The sequence below is a fragment of the Micrococcus sp. SL257 genome, from assembly GCF_026625585.1.
Classification (GTDB): Bacteria; Actinomycetota; Actinomycetes; order Actinomycetales; family Micrococcaceae; genus Micrococcus; species Micrococcus luteus.
The window spans coordinates 1,962,257-1,980,509 of record NZ_CP113053.1; the positions used below are offsets into that span (position 1 = coordinate 1,962,257).

Below are 18,253 nucleotides of genomic sequence, written 5' to 3' on the forward strand. Positions count from 1 at the left end.
CGGGAGGGCGGCCCGGCGTCGTCCCCGTGGGGTCCGACGCCGGACCGCTCCCTCACCGACCGGCGGTCAGCGCTTCTGCTTGGTGATCTGCTCCTGCGCGACCTGGTCCTGCTCGATCGCGCGGTGCTCCTCGTGGCCGGCCTGCACGCCGCCGTCCTCGGAGGACTGGAAGCCCTTGGAGAACTCGGCGACGGCCGACTCGAGCGCGGACACGGTGCCGTCCTCGAGCTTGCCGGTGGAGGCGATGTCGGTCAGGACGGAGGTGTGGCGACGCAGGTGGTCGATGAACTCGCGCTCGAAGCGCAGCACGTCCTGCACCGGCACCTCGTCGAGGTGGCCCTTGGAGCCGGCCCAGATGGACACGACCTGCTCCTCGACCGGGTAGGGCGAGTACTGCGGCTGCTTGAGCAGCTCCATGAGGCGCTCACCGCGGGCGAGCTGGCGGCGGGTGGCCGGGTCCAGGTCGGAGGCGAACATGGAGAACGCCTGCTGGTCGCGGTACTGCGCCAGGTCCAGCTTCAGCGTGCCGGAGACCTTCTTCATGGCCTTGACCTGGGCGGCGCCGCCCACGCGGGACACCGAGATGCCCACGTCCACGGCGGGACGCTGGTTGGCGTTGAACAGGTCCGACTGCAGGAAGATCTGGCCGTCGGTGATGGAGATGACGTTGGTCGGGATGTAGGCCGACACGTCGTTCGCCTTGGTCTCGATGATCGGCAGGCCGGTCATCGAGCCCGCGCCCATCTCGTCCGAGAGCTTGGCGCAGCGCTCGAGGAGCCGGGAGTGCAGGTAGAAGACGTCACCCGGGTAGGCCTCGCGGCCCGGCGGGCGGCGCAGCAGCAGGGAGACGGCGCGGTAGGCCTCGGCCTGCTTCGACAGGTCGTCGAAGATGATCAGCACGTGCTTGCCGCCGTACATCCAGTGCTGGCCGATGGCCGAGCCGGCGTAGGGGGCGAGGTACTTGAAGCCGGCCGGGTCGGACGCCGGGGAGGCCACGATGGTGGTGTACTCCAGAGCGCCGTGCTCCTCCAGCGTGGCGCGGACGCCGGCGATGGTGGAGGCCTTCTGGCCCACGGCCACGTAGACGCAGCGGACCTGCTTCTCGACGTCGCCCGACTCCCAGTTGGCCTTCTGGTTGAGGATCGTGTCGACGGCGATCGCGGTCTTGCCGGTCTGGCGGTCACCGATGATCAGCTGACGCTGGCCACGGCCGATCGGGATCATGGCGTCGATGGCCTTCATGCCGGTCTGCAGCGGCTCGTGGACCGACTTGCGCTCGGTCACGGTCGGCGCCTGCAGCTCGAGGGCACGGCGGCCCTCGGCCTCGATCGGGCCCAGGTCGTCGATGGGCTGGCCCAGCGGGTCCACCACACGGCCCAGGAAGGCGTCGCCCACCGGGACGGAGAGGATCTCGCCGGTGCGCTGCACCTCCATGCCCTCGCGGATCTCCTGGAACTCGCCGAGGACGACGACACCGATCTCACGGGTGTCGAGGTTCTGGGCCAGGCCCTGGATGCCGTTCTCGAAGCGCAGCAGCTCGTTCGCCATGACGGAGGGCAGACCCTCCACACGAGCGATGCCGTCCGCCGCGGAGATGACACGGCCGACCTCGGTGCGATCGGTGCCCGACGGTTCGTACGATGCCGCGAAATCGTTCAAGGCATTGCGGACATCGTCAGCGTTGATGGTCAATTCGGCCATCTGCAGTCCCTGCTCTCTGTGCTTGGTGATCATCGACGTGACGATGATGCTTACGTTCGTGGGTGTTCCGGATGCGGGCGGGAGCCGGCGTCAGCCGGCCATCCGCCGCTGGAGGTCGTGGAGGCGCGCGGCCATGGACCCGTCGACGACGTCGTCGCCGACCTGGACGCGGATGCCGCCCACCACGTGGGGGTCCACCGTCACGTCCATGACGAGATCGCGGCCGAAGGCGCGGCGCAGGCCCAGGGCCAGCCGCTCCTGCTGCTCGGCCTCGAGCGGCCGGGCCACGGTCACCTCGGCGATCCACTGGCGCTGCCGCTCGGCGACGACGTCCGCGGCCTTGCGGACGGCGGCGGACGGCTTCAGGCCGCGCGGGGCCGAGACGGCGCGCTCGACCAGCAGTCGGCCGGCCGGGCTGGCCGACTCGCCCAGGAGGCGACCGGCCAGAGCGGCCCGTGCCTCGAGGGGTGCGTGCTGGTCGGTGAGCGCCCGCTGCACCTCGTGCGAGTCCTCCACCGTGCGGTTGAAGGCCAGCAGCTCGCCCGAGAGGGCGGCCAGGCCCGCGTGTCCGCCGCGTGCGGCCTCAGCGGCGGCCGCGTGCGCGGCCACCGTCTCGAGGGCGTCCCCGAGATCGCGCTCCGCCGACCAGCGGCGGCCGGCCAGGTCCTTGAGGACCTGCAGTGCACCGGGGGTCACCCGGGCGCCGAACAGCGAGTCGACGAGGCCGTGACGGCGCTCGGTGGTCCAGGCGGGGTCGGTCAGGGCGCGGCGCAGGGCGCCGTGCTCGTCCACCACGTCCAGCGCGCCGAACAGCTCGCGTGCCAGGGCCACGCCGCCCTCGTCCAGCACCGGACCGACGGCCTCCAGGGAGGCGGCCAGGGAGTCCCTCGATGCGCCCGTCATCATTCGGCGACACCTGCGCTCTGGTGACGGTCCAGGTCAGCCAGGAAGCGGTCGACCACGCGCTGCGAGCGGGCGTCGTCCTCGAGGGACTCGCCCACGATCTTGCCGGCCAGGGTCGTGGCCAGCGAGCCGACCTCGCCCTTGAGCTGCGCGGCGGCCTGCTGACGCTCGGCGGCGATCTGCGCCTGCGCCTGCTCGGAGATGCGCGTCGCCTCGGCGGTCGCGCGCTCGCGCGCCTCGGCCACGATCTCGGCGGCCTCGGTGCGGGCATCCTCGCGGATGCGGTTCGCCTCGGTGCGGGCGTCCGCCAGCTGCGACTCGTAGTCCGCCATCATCGCGTTCGCCTCGGCCTGGGCCTTCTCAGCCTTGGCCAGACCGCCCTCGATCGCCTCGACACGGTCCTGGTAGGACTTCTCGAGGGTCGGGACGATGAACTTGATGACGATGAACATGAGCAGGGCGAAGCCCACCACGACGACGAGGATCTCCCACGGGTTGGGGATCAGGGGGTTGGCCCCCTCAGCCGCCGCGAGGATCAGTCCGTTGCTGATCATGTTTCAACCATCCTTCGGTCAAGAGTCCTGTGGAGAGGGAGCACCGACGGTCTCACCGTGCGGGCGCTCCGTGGACGCGGCGCGTCAGGCGCCGATGACGAAGGCGAAGACGAGGCCCAGGATGGCGAGGGCCTCGGCGAGCGCGAAGCCCAGGAGGGCGATCGGCTGCAGGATGCGCTGGGCCTCCGGCTGACGGGCGACGCCGTTGATGTAGGCGGCGAAGATCAGGCCCACGCCGATGGCGGAGCCGATGGCGGCGAGGCCGTAGCCGATCATGTTGAGCGAACCGTGCAGTTCCATGGTGTTCCTTTCACGAGGCCGAGGTGTCCGGCCGGGTTGTGGAGGGTCGGCCTCCCGGGTGGTCCTCCTGCGGAGGGCCGGGAAGACTGGTGGCGGGCTCTCCCGCCGTACCGCAGCCGCCTGGGTCGTGCCCGAGGCGGCCCCGGAAGATCAGTGGTCGTTCGCGTCGATCGCGCCCTGGATGTAGATCGCGGTCAGCAGCGTGAAGACGAAGGCCTGCAGGTACATGATCAGCAGCTCGAGGAAGTACAGGGCCACCGAGCCGAGGATGACCAGGATGCCGGTGCCCTGCAGGGCCAGGCTGCCGGTCTGCGTGATCAGGTAGGCGGCGCCGGCGCCGGCGAGCATCACGATCATGTGGCCGGAGAGCATGGTGGCCATCAGACGCAGGGAGTGGGTCAGCGGGCGCACGATGAAGTTGGAGATGATCTCCAGCGGCACGAGCAGCGGCAGGATCCAGCCGGGCACACCCGAGGGCACGACGGCCAGCTTCAGGTAGCGCACGCCGTGGCGCTTGATGCCGACGCCGATCCAGATCGCGTAGACGATGAGGGCCAGGCCGTAGGCGGCGCCCGCGTGGGAGAAGGTCGGCAGCTGCAGCACCGGGATGGCGCCGAACAGGTTGTTCAGCAGCACGAAGAAGAAGATGGAGAAGAGCAGCGGGACCCACTGCTTGAAGTTCTTCTCGCCCAGGATGTCCTTCGCGATGTCGTTCCGGACGAAGGAGTAGCCGGACTCGGCGAGCCACTGGGCCTTGCCGGGCACGAGCCGGGGACGGCGCATGGCCCACGCGAAGAAGGCGGTGATGAGCACTACGGAGAGCAGGACGAGCAGCATCTGCTTGCCGAAGCCGGTGCCGTACTCCGCACCCCAGGGGAAGATCTCCGGGAGGTGACCATCAGAGATGGTGGGGGGCACGAATGATGCGTTGGCCAGCACGAGGGTCAGCACGCGGTTCCTCTCCGAAGTGATGCAGTCGACGGGACCGCAGCCTCGTCCCCGGACCACAGGCGGGCGCCGCGACATTGCGGGGGTACCGGTGCGATGCGAGACACGGATGGCGGCAGGTGGGCGCCGTCGAAGTGTTCGCCGCCAACGATACCAAACGGTGACCCGTGCTCCGTACCGCAGAAGGGGCCCACGACATGGCCCCCGGCTCGGTGTCTTCGCCCCTCGGGCGGGTCAGTCGGTGTAGATCCCGCGGCGGGTCCGCGCGAAGACGAGGACCTCCGCGGCCTGCCAGACGAGGATCGTCACGAGGGCGGCGATCGCCGCCGCGTCCGCCCGGACCCAGCCGGGGCGGGGCAGGACCCCCAGCAGCACCGCGAACACCGCGATCTTGAGCACGAACAGCCCCACGCTGACCGGCAGCGCCGCCTCGCGCGCCCGGTCCCACACGAGTGCCGTCGTCGCCCCGGTGAGCGCCGAGAGCGCGAGCACCGCGCCGCCGCCCAGCAGGGCGCTCCCGGCCGCCTCCCCGCCGACGGAGAGCAGCCACGCGGCGCACGTGATCGCCAGGGCAGCCCCCGCCGCGGTCAGGGACCACCCGAGGATCCCCCACCAGCCGCGGCGGTTCTCCCAGCGGCGCCGGCGTCGGCGGCCGCCCGCCCCGGTCACGCGTCCCCCCGCTCGTCCGGGTGGGCCGCGGCGTCGTGCCGGTCCGCGCGACGGCGCTCCACGATCGGATGCAGGGTGAGGTAGCCGGCTCCGGCCAGGGCCACGGCGAGCACGGGTAGGACGATCATGTGGTCCACGAAGTTCAGGGACACCGCGCCCCATGCCACGAGGAACGCCCAGAGCCAGAGCAGCGCGACGGCCTGCGCCTGGGTGTAGCCGCCGTCCACGAGCTTGTGGTGCAGGTGCCCGCGGTCCGCCGAGAAGGGGCTGGTGCCCTTGGCCGTGCGCCGCAGCACGGCCAGGGCGAGGTCCGCGAGCGGCAGGGCGAGGACGGCGACGGGCAGCAGGATCGGCGTGTAGGCGGGGACGTTGCGGAAGCGCATCCCGTCCAGGGCGTTGACGTCGGCGGTCACGGCGACCGCGGCCGCGGCCATCAGCAGGCCGATGAGCATGGCCCCCACCTCGCCCATGAAGATGCGGGCCGGGGACAGGTTCCACGGCAGGAAGCCCACGCACGCGCCGACGAGCAGGGCCATGAGCAGGGTGGCGAGGTTGGCGTAGTCGAACTGGTTGATGGTCCGCGTCAGCAGATACGAGTAGACGAAGAAGGCCGAGCCGCCGATCAGCGCGACGCCCGCCGCCAGGCCGTCCAGACCGTCCACGAAGTTGATCGCGTTCATCGTCAGCACCACGGCGAACACCGTGAGGATGACCTGCGTGGTCTCGTTCCCCACCGGGATCCAGCCCACCGGCATCGCCTCGATGCGGATCCCGCCCAGGGCCACCGCGAGTCCGGCCAGCACCTGGCCGGCCATCTTCACCCACCAGCGCAGGTCCCACATGTCGTCGGCGATGCCCACGACGAGCACGACGGCGACGGCGACCAGGAGCCCGCGCATCGCGGCGTCGTCCGCGTAGATCCCCTGGAGGAACGGCACGACTCCCCCGACGGCGAATCCCACCAGCACGGCCGCGGCCATGGCCACGCCGCCCAGCTTCGGCACGGGGTGCCGGTGCACATCCCGCTGGCGCAGCGGGGTGAACACGCGCGCGCCCAGCCCCAGCCGGCGCATGAGGGGCGTCAGGGCCCCGCAGGCGACGGCCGTGACCATGACCAGGACGAGATACGCGCGCATGGGGGCCGGTCAGGCCTCCCGGTCGGCGGGGCGCGCCGCGGCGGCGTCGTCGGCGGCCGCGATCCGCTCGGCGGCGACCGGCGGCTCCTCGCCCTCGGCGAGCAGGTCCGGCACCACCGCGCGCAGCTCCTCCAGGGGCACGGAGCCCTGCCGGGCCACGCGGAACGGGGTGACGGTGCAGTCCACGATCGTCGAGGGATCCCGGCTCTCGCGGGGGCCGGCGTCGAGGTAGAGGGCCACGGACTCCCCCAGCATCGAGCGGGCGGCGTCGGCGGTGGTGGCGGCGTCCATGCCGGTGCGGTTCGCGCTGGAGACGGCCATGGGGCCGACGGCGTAGAGCAGTTCGCGGGCCACCGCGTCGTCGGGCACGCGCAGGGCGACGGTGCCGCGGGTCTCGCCGAGGTCCCAGGTCAGCGTGGGCTGGGACTTGAGGATGAGCGTGAGGGCGCCGGGCCAGAAGCGCCCGGCGAGGGCCTCGGCCTCCTCCGGCACGTCGTACGCGAGGCCGGCCATGACGCGGCGGTCCGCGATGAGCACGGGCGGCGGCATGGTGCGGCCACGGCCCTTGGCGGCCAGCAGCACGGCCACGGCCAGCGGGGAGAACGCGTCCGCTCCGATGCCGTAGACGGTGTCCGTGGGCAGGACCACGCAGCCGCGGTCCGCGAGGACCTCGCGGGCGCGGGCCACGGCATCCTCGAGGGCGGCCGGATCCGAGACGTCGATGAAGTCACTCACGTCGGTCATTCTTCCACCTCCGCGCCCGCCACGGCGTCGCAGGACCGGCGCGCCGTGAGGAACCGGTCTCGTCCGGTGAGGTCCTGGTGGACTCGGACGCCCGTGAACCGCCGGTCCGCGCCGAGGGCGGCCAGGAGGGCCGGGCCCTGCGTCTCGTGGTGCTCCATGGCGAACAGGCCGCCCGGGACGAGCAGGTCCGCCGCCCGGTGCGCGATGGCGCGCGGGATCCGCAGCCCGGGCGCGTCCCCGCCGTAGAGCGCCCGCGCCGGGTCCAGTCGGGCCTCGGGCTGGGCGGGCACCTCGGCCTCGGGCACGTAGGGCGGGTTGCTCACGACGACGTCCACGCGGCCCTCGAGGTTGGGGCACGCGACAAGGGCATCGGCTTGTCGCAGGTCGACCCCGCGCGGGGCGAGGTTCCGCCGGGCCCAGTCGGCCGCCGTCGGGTCGAGCTCGACGGCGGTGACGGCGAGCGGGCGGCCCCGCGCCTCGCCCCACGCCGCGACGGCCGCGGCGATCGCGCCGGAGCCGGTGCACAGGTCCACCACGGCGCCCGCCGCGGGCCGCGCGGCCAAGTCGGCCACGACGGTCTCCACGAGCAGCTCGGTCTCCGGCCGCGGGACGAAGACGCCTGGGCCGACCGCCAGGTCGAGCCCGTGGAAGTGCGCGACGCCGGTCAGGTGCTGGACGGGCTCGCGGGCGGCGCGGCGCCCGACGAGCGCCTCGAAGGCCGCCGCCTGCGCGGGCTCGGCCACGGCCCCGGCGAACACCCGGGCCAGCAGCGCGCCGCGGTCGAGGCCGAGCACGTGGGCCAGCAGCAGCTCGGCGTCCACACGCGGCGAGTCGATGCCCACCGCGGTCAGGCGGGCGGCGGCGTCGCGCAGCAGCGCGGACCAGGCCGGTGCGCTCACGCGTCCCCGCCCAGCGCGGCGAGCCGCCGCTCCTCGTCGAGGGCGAGGCAGGAGGCGATCACGGCCTCGAGGTCGCCGTCGAGGACCGCGTCGAGGTTGTGCGCCTTGTAGCCGGTGCGGTGGTCCGCGATCCGGTTCTCCGGGAAGTTGTAGGTCCGGATGCGTTCCGAGCGGTCCATGGTGCGCACCTGCGCGGCGCGCGCCGCGGAGTTCTCGGCGTCCTGCTCCGCCCGCTGCCGCTCGAGCAGCCGCGACCGCAGCACGCGCAGCGCGGCCTCGCGGTTCTGGATCTGGGACTTCTCGTTCTGCATGGAGACGACGATCCCCGTGGGCAGATGCGTCAGACGCACCGCGGAGTCGGTCGTGTTGACGGACTGGCCGCCCGGCCCGGAGGAGCGGAAGACGTCCACTTTGAGGTCGTTCGGATCGAGGTGGACCTCGTCCGGGGCGTCCACCTCGGGCAGCACGAGCACGCCGGCGGCGGAGGTGTGGATGCGGCCCTGGGACTCGGTGACGGGCACGCGCTGCACTCGGTGCACGCCGCCCTCGAACTTGAGCCGGGCGTAGACGCCGTCGGCCGGGTCGGCCGCGCTCCCCCGCACCGCCACGTGGACGTCCTTGTAGCCGCCCAGGTCGGAGTGCGTGGCGGAGAGGACCTCCGTCTTCCAGCCCCGGGACTCGGCGTAGCGCAGGTACATGCGCAGCAGGTCGCCGGCGAACAGGGCCGCCTCCTCGCCGCCCTCGCCGCCCTTGATCTCGAGGATCACGTCACGCGCGTCGTCGGGGTCGCGCGGGATCAGCAGCCGGCGCAGCCGTTCGGCGGCCTCGGCCTCGGCCGCCTCCAGACCGGGCACCTCGGCCGCGAAGGCCGCCGCGTCGTCGTCGCCGGCCGCGGCCAGCTCCCGCGCGTCGGCCAGCTCCTCCGCGGCCGCCGACCAGGCGCGGTGCGCCGTCACCACGGCGCCGAGCTCGGCGAACCGCCGGTTCAGCCTCCGGGCGAGCGCCGGGTCCTGGTGCACCGCCGGGTCGGACAGGCGCGCCGTCAGCTCGCGATGCTCCGCCAGGAGCCGATCCACGGCCTCGCGCCGCTGCTCCGAATCGAACACGTGCGTGCCTCTCCTCCTCCGGCCTCAGCGGGCCGGGCTGTCCGACGCGGACGGCCCCGCCCCGTCCGGCGGAGACGAGCTCCCCCGGGCGGGACGGGGCCGTGCGACGGGGCGGTCAGTCGTCGCCCTTGGACCCCAGCGTGGTCTTGGAGACCAGCATGAGGAACTCGGCGTTGGACGCGGTGTCCTTGATCTTGTTGGTGAGCAGGTCGAGGGCCTGCTGCTGCTCGAGGCCAGAGAGCACCCGGCGCAGCTTCCACATGATCTTGACCTCCTCCTGCGAGAGCAGGGCCTCCTCGCGGCGGGTGCCGGACGCGTTGACGTCCACCGCCGGAAAGATGCGGCGCTCCGCGAGGTGACGGGACAGGCGCAGCTCCATGTTGCCGGTGCCCTTGAACTCCTCGAAGATCACCTCGTCCATGCGCGAGCCGGTCTCGACCAGCGCGGTGGCCAGGATGGTCAGCGAGCCGCCGTTCTCGATGTTGCGGGCGGCGCCGAAGAACTTCTTCGGCGGGTACAGCGCCGAGGAGTCCACACCGCCGGAGAGGATGCGGCCCGAGGCCGGGGCGGCCAGGTTGTAGGCGCGGCCCAGGCGGGTCATGGAGTCGAGCAGCACGACGACGTCGCGGCCCATCTCCACGAGGCGCTTGGCGCGCTCGATGGCCAGCTCGGCGAGGGTGGTGTGGTCGTCCGCCGGGCGGTCGAACGTGGAGGCGATGACCTCGCCGTCCACCGACCGCTGCATGTCGGTGACCTCCTCGGGGCGCTCGTCGACGAGCACCATCATGAGGTGGACCTCGGGATTGTTCGTCTTGATCGCGTTGGCGATCGACTGCAGGATCATCGTCTTGCCGGCCTTGGGCGGGGAGACGATGAGGCCGCGCTGGCCCTTGCCGATGGGGCTGACCAGATCGATCACGCGGGGGCCGATCAGCTTGGGATCGGTCTCCAGGCGCAGGCGCTCCTGCGGGTACAGCGGCACGAGCTTGCCGAACTCCACGCGCTGCGGGTGCTCGACGGCGGGCTGACCGTTGACCGAGGAGATCTTCACCAGGGCGTTGAACTTCTGACGGTTGGAGCCGCCGCCGTGGTGCTGCTGCTTCTCACCGTCGCGCGGGGCGCGGATCGCGCCGACGACGGCGTCGCCCTTGCGCAGACCGTACTTCTTCACCATGGCCAGGGAGACGTAGACGTCGTTCGGGCCCGGCAGGTAGCCGGAGGTGCGGACGAACGCGTAGTTGTCCAGCACGTCGAGGATGCCGGCCACGGGCTGCAGGACGTCGTCCTCGGTCAGCTCGGTCTCGTCGACCTCGGGGCCGCCGCGGCCACGGCGGTTGCGGCCGCGCTCGTTGCGGTTGCGGCGGTTGCGACGGTTGCGGCCGCCCTCGTCGTCGCGGTCGTCGCGGCGGCTGCGGTCCCCGCGTCCGCCGTCGCCCCGGCCACCGTCCTCGGACTTGTCGCCGCGCTGCTCGCGCGAGCCGTCGCGGCCGTTCTCACGGTCCCGGTTGTTCTCGCGGCCGTTCTCGCGGTCGCGGCCGTTGTCGCGGTCCCGCCCGTTGCGGCCGTTGCGGCCGCGGCCGTTCTCGCGCCCGTTGTCGTCACGGTCCTCCCGGTCGCCGCGGCGGTCCGCGTCGGCGCCGTCCTCGCCCTGGGCGCCGTCGGAGCGACGGTCCTGACCCTGCTGGGCGTCGTCGTCGCCGGCGCGGCGGCGGCCGCGGGAACGGCGCTCGGACTGCGGGCGGTCCTCGCCCTCGTCGCGGGTCTCGGACCCCCCGGACCGATCCTGGTCCGAGGCGGTCTCCCGGGGGGCCTGCTCGGTCTGGGCCTCGCGGGCCTCGGCCTGGGGCTGCCCGTCCTGGGCGGCGGCCGGAGCGGAGGTGTCGGCGTCGGCGCGGCGCGAGCGGCGGCGGGCCGGGCGCTCGGCGGCCGGGGCGGCGTCCTCTGAGGACGCGGCCGCCGGGGCGGTCTCGGCGGCGGGGGCCGCGGGGGCCTGGGCCGCGCGCTCGGCGGCGTCGCGGTCCGCCACGGAGCCGCCGCGCTGGTGGTCGGAGATCGCGGTCACCAGGTCGGCCTTGCGCATGCGCGAGCCGCCGGCGATGCCGAGCTGGGAGGCCAGGGCCTGGAGCTGGGCGAGCTTGAGCGAGGCCAGGCCACCGCCGTTCGTCGGCGTGGTCTGTTCCGTGGATTCGGTCACGAAGGTTCCTTCTCCCTCGAATGCGGCCCGGCGGCGCGTGGCGCGTCGGGCTGCGGTGTGCATCCGGTCGGGCCGCGCAGCGGCGCCCCAGAAAACCGGGTTTCATGGTGTGAACTCAGCAGTGGCGCCTCCCCTGATCGTGCGCAGTCGCTGCGTGACGGGGCGGAGGCGTCCGGACTCGACCGAGCCGGAGCGGATCCCGCACGCCGGCCGTGCGCAGCACGGGATGGATCGCGGCGGGGTTCCGGCCGACGGCGCACGGTGCGTCCGGCCGTCACAGGCCCGGGCACCGGAGACCCGGGCCGCGCGAGGCGGTGGGGTCAGCCGTGGTGGAGTGATTCCACCCTAACACCGTCCACGGCCACGCACGGCACCAGCACGCGCCAGGCGGCCGCCCCGTCCGCCGTCAGAGCACGCGCCGCCTCCGTGGCGTGCTCGGCCGCCTGGACGCCGTCGCACAGCGCGAGCACCGTGGGACCCGCGCCGGAGACGACGGCGGCGTGGCCGCGCTCGCGCAGCCCCGCGACCAGTGCGGCGCTGGCCGGCATGGTCACGGCGCGCGGCTCCTGGTGCAGCCAGTCGCGCGTGGCGGCCGGCAGCAGCGCGGGGTCCTCCGCCAGCGCGTGGACGAGCAGCGCGGCACGGCCGGCCTGGGCCGCCGCCACGGCGTGGGGCACCTCGGCGGGCAGCACGCCCCGGGCGACGTGGGTGGACAGCTCGGTGTCCGGGATCGCGACCACCGGCACCACGCGCTCGTGCAGCCGCAGCCGCGCCGTGGCCGGGCCGGGGACGTCGTCACGGGTCCAGGAGACGGTGGCCCCGCCCACGAGCGCGGGGGCGACGTTGTCCGGGTGCCCCTCGAAGCGGGTGGCCGCCTCGAGCAGGTCCGCGGGCGCCCGGCGCAGCGCGGCCGGCAGCAGGGCCTCGGCCGCGGCGTAGGCCGCGACGACGGCGGCCGCGGACGAGCCGAGTCCGCGGGCGTGCGGGATCCGGTTCACGGCGCGCAGGTGCAGCCCCGGCGCGGTGAACCCGCGGTCCCGCAGGTGCTCGTGCGCCAGGCGCAGGATCAGGTGCGCGCCGTCCCGCGGCAGGGTGGCCGCGCCCTCCCCCTCGACCTCCGCGACGTCGGGGCCCGCCACGACCGTGAGCGTCACCTCGTCGCGCAGCTCCAGGGCCAGGCCCATCGAGTCGAAGCCGGGGCCGAGGTTGGCGGAGGTGGCGGGGACGGAGACGGACGCGGCGGTCCCGGGCGCCAGCGGCTGCGGTGCGGCCATGGCTCAGCTCAGGCCGAGGGCCTGGGCGACGGTGACCACGTCGAACGGCACCGAGCGCGGGGTCACGTCGGCGCCGTCGGCGCCGCGCAGGGCCCACTGCGGGTCCTTGAGGCCGTGGCCGGTGACGGTGATGACCCAGCTCTTGCCGGCCGGCACGTTCCCGGCGGCGTGGTGCTTGAGCAGCCCGGCGACGCCGGCGGCGGAGGCGGGCTCGACGAACACGCCCTCCTTCGCGGAGAGCCAGCGATGGGCCTCGAGGATCTCCTCGTCCGTGACGGAGTCGATCATCCCGCCGGACTCGTCGCGGGCGGCCTCGGCCTGCTCCCACGAGGCCGGGTTGCCGATCCGGATGGCGGTGGCGATCGTGTCCGGGTCGGTCACGGGGTGGCCCTGGACGATCGGGGCGGCGCCCGCGGCCTGGAAGCCCCACATCACGGGGGTCTTCGTGGCCACCGCGGGCAGCTCGGCGTCCGAGGCGCCCTCGTGCGGGTTCACGTAGGGGGCGGCGTACTCGCGGTAGCCCTTCCAGTACGCGGTGATGTTGCCCGCGTTGCCCACGGGCAGCAGGTGGTAGTCCGGGGCGTCGCCGAGGGTGTCCACGACCTCGAACGCGCCGGTCTTCTGCCCCTCGATGCGGGCCGGGTTGACGGAGTTCACGAGGAACACGGGGTAGTTCTCGGCCAGCTTGCGGGCCACCTCGAGGCAGTCGTCGAAGTTGCCCTGCACCTGGAGGATCTCCGCGCCGTGGGCCACGGCCTGGGACATCTTGCCCATCGAGATCTTCCCCTCGGGCACGAGCACGGCGCACGTGATCCCGGCCTGCGCGGCGTAGGCCGCCGCCGAGGCGGACGTGTTGCCGGTGGACGCGCAGACGACGGCCTTCGCGCCGTCCGCGACGGCGGCGGTGATCGCCATGGTCATGCCGCGGTCCTTGAAGGAACCGGTCGGGTTCATGCCCTCGAACTTCACGTGCACGGTGCCCTGCACCAGCTCGGAGAGGTGGGGGGCGTGGATGAGCGGGGTGCCGCCCTCGCCGAGGGTGATCACGCGCGTGTCCTCGGTGACGGGCAGGCGGTCGGCGTACTCGCGGACGACGCCGCGCCACTGGTGGGCCATGGGTCAGTTCCCTTCGACTCGGAGGACGGACGCGACCTCGTGGACGACGTCCAGGGCGGCGAGCGCCTCGACGGTGGCGTCGAGGTCGCGCTGCCGCGCACGGTGGGTGATCAGCCGCAGGGACGCGCCGGGGGCGTCCTCGCGCTCGGACGGGACCTGGCGCAGCGTCTCAATGGAGACGCCGTGCTCCTCGAACACCCCGGCGACGCGGCGCAGCACGCCGGGCTGGTCCGCCGCGCGCAGCACGACCATGAAGGAGGTGTGGGCCTCGGCCGGGTCCAGGGCGGGCAGGGCGGTGACGGGGGTGCGCAGGCGCGCCGGGCCGCCGCGCACGATGCGCTGGGCGATCGAGACGACGTCGCCCATCACCGCGGACGCGGTGGGGGCGCCGCCGGCGCCGGGACCGTAGAACATGAGCTCGCCGGCGTTCTCGGCCTCCACGAAGACAGCGTTGAACGCCCCGCGCACGGAGGCCAGCGGGTGCTCCCGCGGCAGCAGGGTAGGGTGCACGCGCAGGACCGCACCCTCGGCGCCGTCGGCGGCGCGGCCGCGCTCGGCGATCGCCAGCAGCTTGATGACGTAGCCCGCCTCCGCGGCGGCGGCGTTGTCCTCGGCCGTGATCGCGGTGATGCCCGCGACGGCCACCTGGTCCAGGGTGTACGGCGCGCCGAACGCGATGGTCGCCAGGATCGCGGCCTTCGCGGCGGCGTCGTGGCCCTCGACGTCGGCGGTCGGGTCGGCCTCGGCGTAGCCGAGCCGCTGGGCCTCGGCCAGGGCGTCGTCGAAGTCCGCCCCCTCGGTGTCCATGCGGTCCAGGATGAAGTTGGTGGTGCCGTTGGCGATGCCCATCACACGGGTGACGCGGTCGCCGCCCAGGGAGTCGCGCAGCGGGCGCAGGATCGGGATGGCGCCGGCGACGGCGGCCTCGAAGCTGAGCTGTGCGCCGGTGGCGGCGGCCGCGGCATAGAGCTCCTCGCCGTGCTGGGCGAGCAGCGCCTTGTTGCCGGTCACCACGGACGTGCCGGCGGCCAGGGCGCGCAGGATCAGGGTGCGGGCCGGCTCGATGCCGCCCATCAGCTCGATGACGACGTCGGCGCCGTCCACGAGTGCCTCGGCGTCGGTCGTGTAGAGCGCCGGGTCCGCCTGCCAGTCGCGCGTCGCGCCCGTGTGGCGCACCGCGATGCCCGTGAGCTCGAGGTCGGCGCCCACGCGGTCCCGCAGGATGTCGGCGTCCTCGGTGAGGATCCGTGCGGTCTGGGACCCCACGGTCCCGCCGCCCAGCAGGGCGACCTTGAGTGCGGTGGGGGCGTCGGTGTGCTCGGCCATGGTCCTCCGTGGTCCAGGGTGGGGGCGACGCCGCGCGACCGCGCGGCTCGGCTGGCCTCGAATCTAGCGCGGCGGGCGGACGCGTCCCGCCGCGCGACACTCGGTGTCCGCAGAGCGGGACGCCCACGCCCGGCCGCGAGGCCGGCGGCCGGGCCGGGCTTCTGCGTCCTCAGCGGGCGAGGCGCGGATCGGCCTCGCGGGCGAACAGGTCCTCCTGCGTCTCGCGGCGGATGATCACCCGCGCCTGCCCGCCGGAGACCGCGACGACGGCCGGGCGGGCCAGCGCGTTGTAGTTCGAGGACATCACGTGCGTGTACGCGCCCGTGGCCGGCACCGCCAGCAGGTCGCCGCGGCCCAGGTCGGCCCGCAGGTACACGTCGCGGACCAGGATGTCGCCGGACTCACAGTGCTTGCCCACCACACGGGAGAGCACCGGCTCGGCCTCCGAGGTGCGGCGCGCGGAGACGGCGGTGTAGTCGGCGTCGTAGAGCACGGGACGCGGGTTGTCGGACATGCCGCCGTCCACGGCGACGTAGCGGCGGGCCGCGGTTGCGCCGTCGGGGGCGTCCGCGTCCACGGTCTTGGTCACCCCGACCGTGTAGAGGGTCAGGCCCGCGGGGCCTGAGATGGCCCGCCCCGGCTCGAGCGAGACCCGCGGGCACCTCAGGCCGAGGCGCTCGACGGTCTTCTGGACGTCGTCGGCGAGGGCGTCGGCGATCTCCGCGGCCGGGCGCGGCTCGTCCACGGCCGTGTAGGCGATGCCGTGGCCGCCACCGAGGTCAAGCTCGGCCAGCTCCACCCCGTGCTCGGCCTTGACCTCGGCGAGGAACTCGAGCACGCGTCCGGCCGCCAGCCCGAAGCCCTCGGCCTCGAAGATCTGGGACCCGATGTGGCAGTGCACGCCCAGCAGGTCGATCGACTCGGCCGCCAGGGCCGCGGCCACGGCGACGGCGGCCGGCGAGCGGCCGGCCACGTTGCCGTCCCGGTCGGTGGAGGCCGGGGCCAGGGAGAGGCCGAACTTCTGGTCCTCGTGCGCGGTGGCGATGAAGTCGTGGGTGTGCGCGTGCACGCCCGGGGTCAGCCGGAGCATCACGGGGGCGCGGCGGCCGACCTCGGCCGCGAGCGCGGCCAGGTGGGTGAGCTCGTCGAGCGAGTCCACGATGATCCGGCCCACGCCCGCCTCGAGGGCGGTGCGCAGCTCGGCGTCCGACTTGTTGTTGCCGTGCAGGCCGATGTGGGCCGGGTCGACGCCGGCGGCCAGCGCGATCGCCAGCTCGCCGCCGGAGGCGGTGTCCACGCGCAGGCCCTCCTCGGCCGCCCAGCGGGCGGTGGAGAGGGTGAGCATGGACTTGCCGGCGTAGTAGACGTCCGCTCCCCCGCACAGGTCGGCGAACGCGGCGTCGAAGCCCTCGCGGAACGCGCGGGCGCGGGCGCGGAAGTCGTCCTCGTCCACCACGAGCAGCGGCGTGCCGAACTCCGCGGCGAGCGCGCTCGCGCGCAGGCCCTGGACGGTGAGCTCGCCGTCGGCGGCGCGGTCCACGCCGGCGGCCCACAGGCCGGGCACGAGCGCGTCCGGGTCCCCCGGCGCGGGGAGCCAGGCGGGGGCGAGCGGGGAGGCGGGGGCGGGCTGCGGCGTCGTCATCCGGGCGCTCACATCTTCTCCGGGGCGGTCACGCCGAGCAGGCCGAGACCGTTGGCCAGCACCTGGGCGGTGGCGTCGTTGAGCCACAGGCGGGTGCGGTTGAGGGTCTCCACGGGACGCGGCGTCCCGTCGTCGGTGGGCATGGGCACGATGCGGCAGGCGGCGTACCACGAGTGGTAGGCCCCGGCGATCACCTCGAGGTGGCGGGCCACGCGGTGGGGCTCGCGCAGGCGCGCCGCCGCGCCGACGACGGCCGGGAACTCCGCCAGCTGGGCCAGCAGCTCCGACTCGGTGGCGTGGGTGAGCAGGGCGGCGTCGAACTCGGAGCGGTCCACGCCGTGGGCCTGCGCGGTGCGCGCCGCGCCCGAGGCGCGGGCGTGGGCGTACTGCACGTAGTAGACGGGGTTGTCGTTCGTGGCGGAGCGCAGCAGCTCGGGGTCGATCGTCAGGGGCGAGTCCGCGGGGTAGCGGGCCAGGTCGTAGCGCAGGGCGTCGCGGCCGAGCCACTCCACGAGGTCCTTGAGCTCGATGATGTTGCCGGCGCGCTTGGAGAGCTTCGCGCCGTTGACCGAGATGAGCTGGCCGATGAGGATCTCGATGTTCGTCGCCGGGTCGTCGCCGGCGGCGGCGGCGATCGCCTTGAGGCGGTTCACGTAGCCGTGGTGGTCGGCGCCGAGCAGGTACACCTTCTCCTCGAAGCCGCGGTCGCGCTTGTGGAGGTAGTAGGCGGCGTCGGCGGCGAAGTAGGTGGGCTCCCCGTTGGCGCGGATGAGCACGCGGTCCTTGTCGTCGCCGAAGTCGGTGGTCTTGAGCCACACGGCGCCCTCGCGGTCCTCGATGTGGCCCTGCTCGCGCAGCCGCTGCACGGCCTGGTCGATCGCGCCGGAGTCGTGGAGCGTCTGCTCCGAGGTGAACACGTCGAAGTGCACGTCGAAGGCGGCGAGCGTGTCCTTGATGTCCTGCATCTGGAGCCGGTACGCGGCCTCGCGGACCACCGGGCGGGCGGCCTCGTCCGTCAGCTCGCGCACGTCCGGGTGCTCGAGGGCGACGGCGTCGGCCAGCTCCTGCACGTACGCGCCCGGGTAGCCGCCCGCGGGGACGTCGCGGCCGTGCAGGCGGGCGAGGACCGAGTCGGCGAACACGTTCATCTGGTTGCCGGCGTCGTTGACGTAGTACTCGGCGGTGACGTCCGCGCCGGAGGCGCGCAGGAGGCGGGCGATCGCGTCGCCCAGCGCGGCCCAGCGGGTGTGTCCGATGTGCAGCGGGCCGGTGGGGTTGGCGGAGACGAACTCCATGTTCACGGTGTGCCCGGCCAGGGCGTCGTTGCGGCCGTACTCCGGGCCGGCCTCGACGATCTCGCGGGCCAGGGCGCCGGCCGAGGCCGCGTCCAGGGTGACGTTGAGAAAGCCGGGGCCGGCGACGTCGACGGCGGCGATGCCCGGCTTGTCGGTCAGGCGCTCGGCTACGAGCCCGGCGAGGTCGCGCGGGGCCATCCCGGCCTTCTTGCCCAGCTGGAGGGCGACGTTGGTGGCCCAGTCGCCGTGCTCGCGGCTGCGGGGTCGCTCCACCTTCACGCGCGCGGGGGTGATCTCCTCCCGCAGCGCGGCGGGGAGGTCACCGGCATCGACGGCGTCGGTGAGGACAGCGGACAGCAGGGCGGAGAGGTCTTCGGGCTTCACCCGCGCAAGTCTACGGAAGGGCCGCCGCGCCCGTGCGCGTGCGAACGAACCCTGCGAGATGG

The 18,253-nt window shown here is 73.7% G+C and carries 16 protein-coding genes; all 16 read right to left on the minus strand.

Features of this window, described 5'->3' with window-relative positions; translation table 11 throughout:
* Positions 1-66: 66 nt before the first annotated feature.
* Complete coding sequence (gene atpA / locus OVA32_RS09090; RefSeq protein ID WP_036334989.1) at positions 67-1,701, minus strand: F0F1 ATP synthase subunit alpha; 1,635 nt, start codon at positions 1,699-1,701, stop codon at positions 67-69.
* Between the two features lie 90 nt (positions 1,702-1,791).
* A complete protein-coding gene (locus tag OVA32_RS09095; protein ID WP_049145267.1) occupies positions 1,792-2,607 on the minus strand; it encodes a F0F1 ATP synthase subunit delta in 816 nt (271 codons plus the stop codon).
* A complete protein-coding gene (locus tag OVA32_RS09100) occupies positions 2,604-3,158 on the minus strand; it encodes a F0F1 ATP synthase subunit B (RefSeq protein WP_002857262.1) in 555 nt (184 codons plus the stop codon). Before OVA32_RS09100 ends, OVA32_RS09095 begins: the two co-directional genes overlap by 4 nt.
* A gap of 84 nt (positions 3,159-3,242) precedes the next feature.
* Complete coding sequence (locus OVA32_RS09105; protein ID WP_002857264.1) at positions 3,243-3,458, minus strand: ATP synthase subunit C; 216 nt, start codon at positions 3,456-3,458, stop codon at positions 3,243-3,245.
* Positions 3,459-3,608: 150 nt separating this feature from the next.
* On the minus strand, positions 3,609-4,409 hold the full coding sequence (gene atpB / locus OVA32_RS09110) for a F0F1 ATP synthase subunit A (protein ID WP_036382182.1): 801 nt from the start codon (positions 4,407-4,409) through the stop codon (positions 3,609-3,611).
* Positions 4,410-4,640: 231 nt separating this feature from the next.
* Positions 4,641-5,075: a hypothetical protein gene (locus OVA32_RS09115; protein ID WP_036382185.1), complete on the minus strand. Its 435-nt coding sequence runs from the start codon at positions 5,073-5,075 to the stop codon at positions 4,641-4,643.
* Positions 5,072-6,211 (minus strand): MraY family glycosyltransferase, encoded by a 1,140-nt coding sequence (locus tag OVA32_RS09120; RefSeq protein ID WP_041103236.1) that lies wholly within the window; start codon positions 6,209-6,211, stop codon positions 5,072-5,074. Before OVA32_RS09120 ends, OVA32_RS09115 begins: the two co-directional genes overlap by 4 nt.
* Positions 6,212-6,220: 9 nt before the next feature.
* Positions 6,221-6,955, minus strand: a complete 735-nt coding sequence (locus OVA32_RS09125; RefSeq protein ID WP_036313064.1) for an L-threonylcarbamoyladenylate synthase — start codon at positions 6,953-6,955, stop codon at positions 6,221-6,223.
* Positions 6,952-7,854, minus strand: a complete 903-nt coding sequence (gene prmC / locus OVA32_RS09130) for a peptide chain release factor N(5)-glutamine methyltransferase (RefSeq protein WP_036382189.1) — start codon at positions 7,852-7,854, stop codon at positions 6,952-6,954. Before prmC ends, OVA32_RS09125 begins: the two co-directional genes overlap by 4 nt.
* On the minus strand, positions 7,851-8,960 hold the full coding sequence (gene prfA / locus OVA32_RS09135; protein ID WP_036382191.1) for a peptide chain release factor 1: 1,110 nt from the start codon (positions 8,958-8,960) through the stop codon (positions 7,851-7,853). Before prfA ends, prmC begins: the two co-directional genes overlap by 4 nt.
* A 115-nt stretch (positions 8,961-9,075) precedes the next feature.
* On the minus strand, positions 9,076-11,154 hold the full coding sequence (rho, locus tag OVA32_RS09140; protein ID WP_041103238.1) for a transcription termination factor Rho: 2,079 nt from the start codon (positions 11,152-11,154) through the stop codon (positions 9,076-9,078).
* Between the two features lie 320 nt (positions 11,155-11,474).
* Positions 11,475-12,428 (minus strand): homoserine kinase, encoded by a 954-nt coding sequence (gene thrB / locus OVA32_RS09145; protein WP_041103240.1) that lies wholly within the window; start codon positions 12,426-12,428, stop codon positions 11,475-11,477.
* A gap of 3 nt (positions 12,429-12,431) precedes the next feature.
* Positions 12,432-13,544, minus strand: a complete 1,113-nt coding sequence (gene thrC / locus OVA32_RS09150; protein WP_036313078.1) for a threonine synthase — start codon at positions 13,542-13,544, stop codon at positions 12,432-12,434.
* A gap of 3 nt (positions 13,545-13,547) precedes the next feature.
* Positions 13,548-14,870, minus strand: a complete 1,323-nt coding sequence (locus OVA32_RS09155) for a homoserine dehydrogenase (RefSeq protein ID WP_041103241.1) — start codon at positions 14,868-14,870, stop codon at positions 13,548-13,550.
* Between the two features lie 169 nt (positions 14,871-15,039).
* A complete protein-coding gene (lysA, locus tag OVA32_RS09160) occupies positions 15,040-16,512 on the minus strand; it encodes a diaminopimelate decarboxylase (RefSeq protein ID WP_041103243.1) in 1,473 nt (490 codons plus the stop codon).
* A gap of 8 nt (positions 16,513-16,520) precedes the next feature.
* Positions 16,521-18,191 (minus strand): arginine--tRNA ligase, encoded by a 1,671-nt coding sequence (argS, locus tag OVA32_RS09165; protein ID WP_041103245.1) that lies wholly within the window; start codon positions 18,189-18,191, stop codon positions 16,521-16,523.
* Between the last annotated feature and the right edge of the window lie 62 nt (positions 18,192-18,253).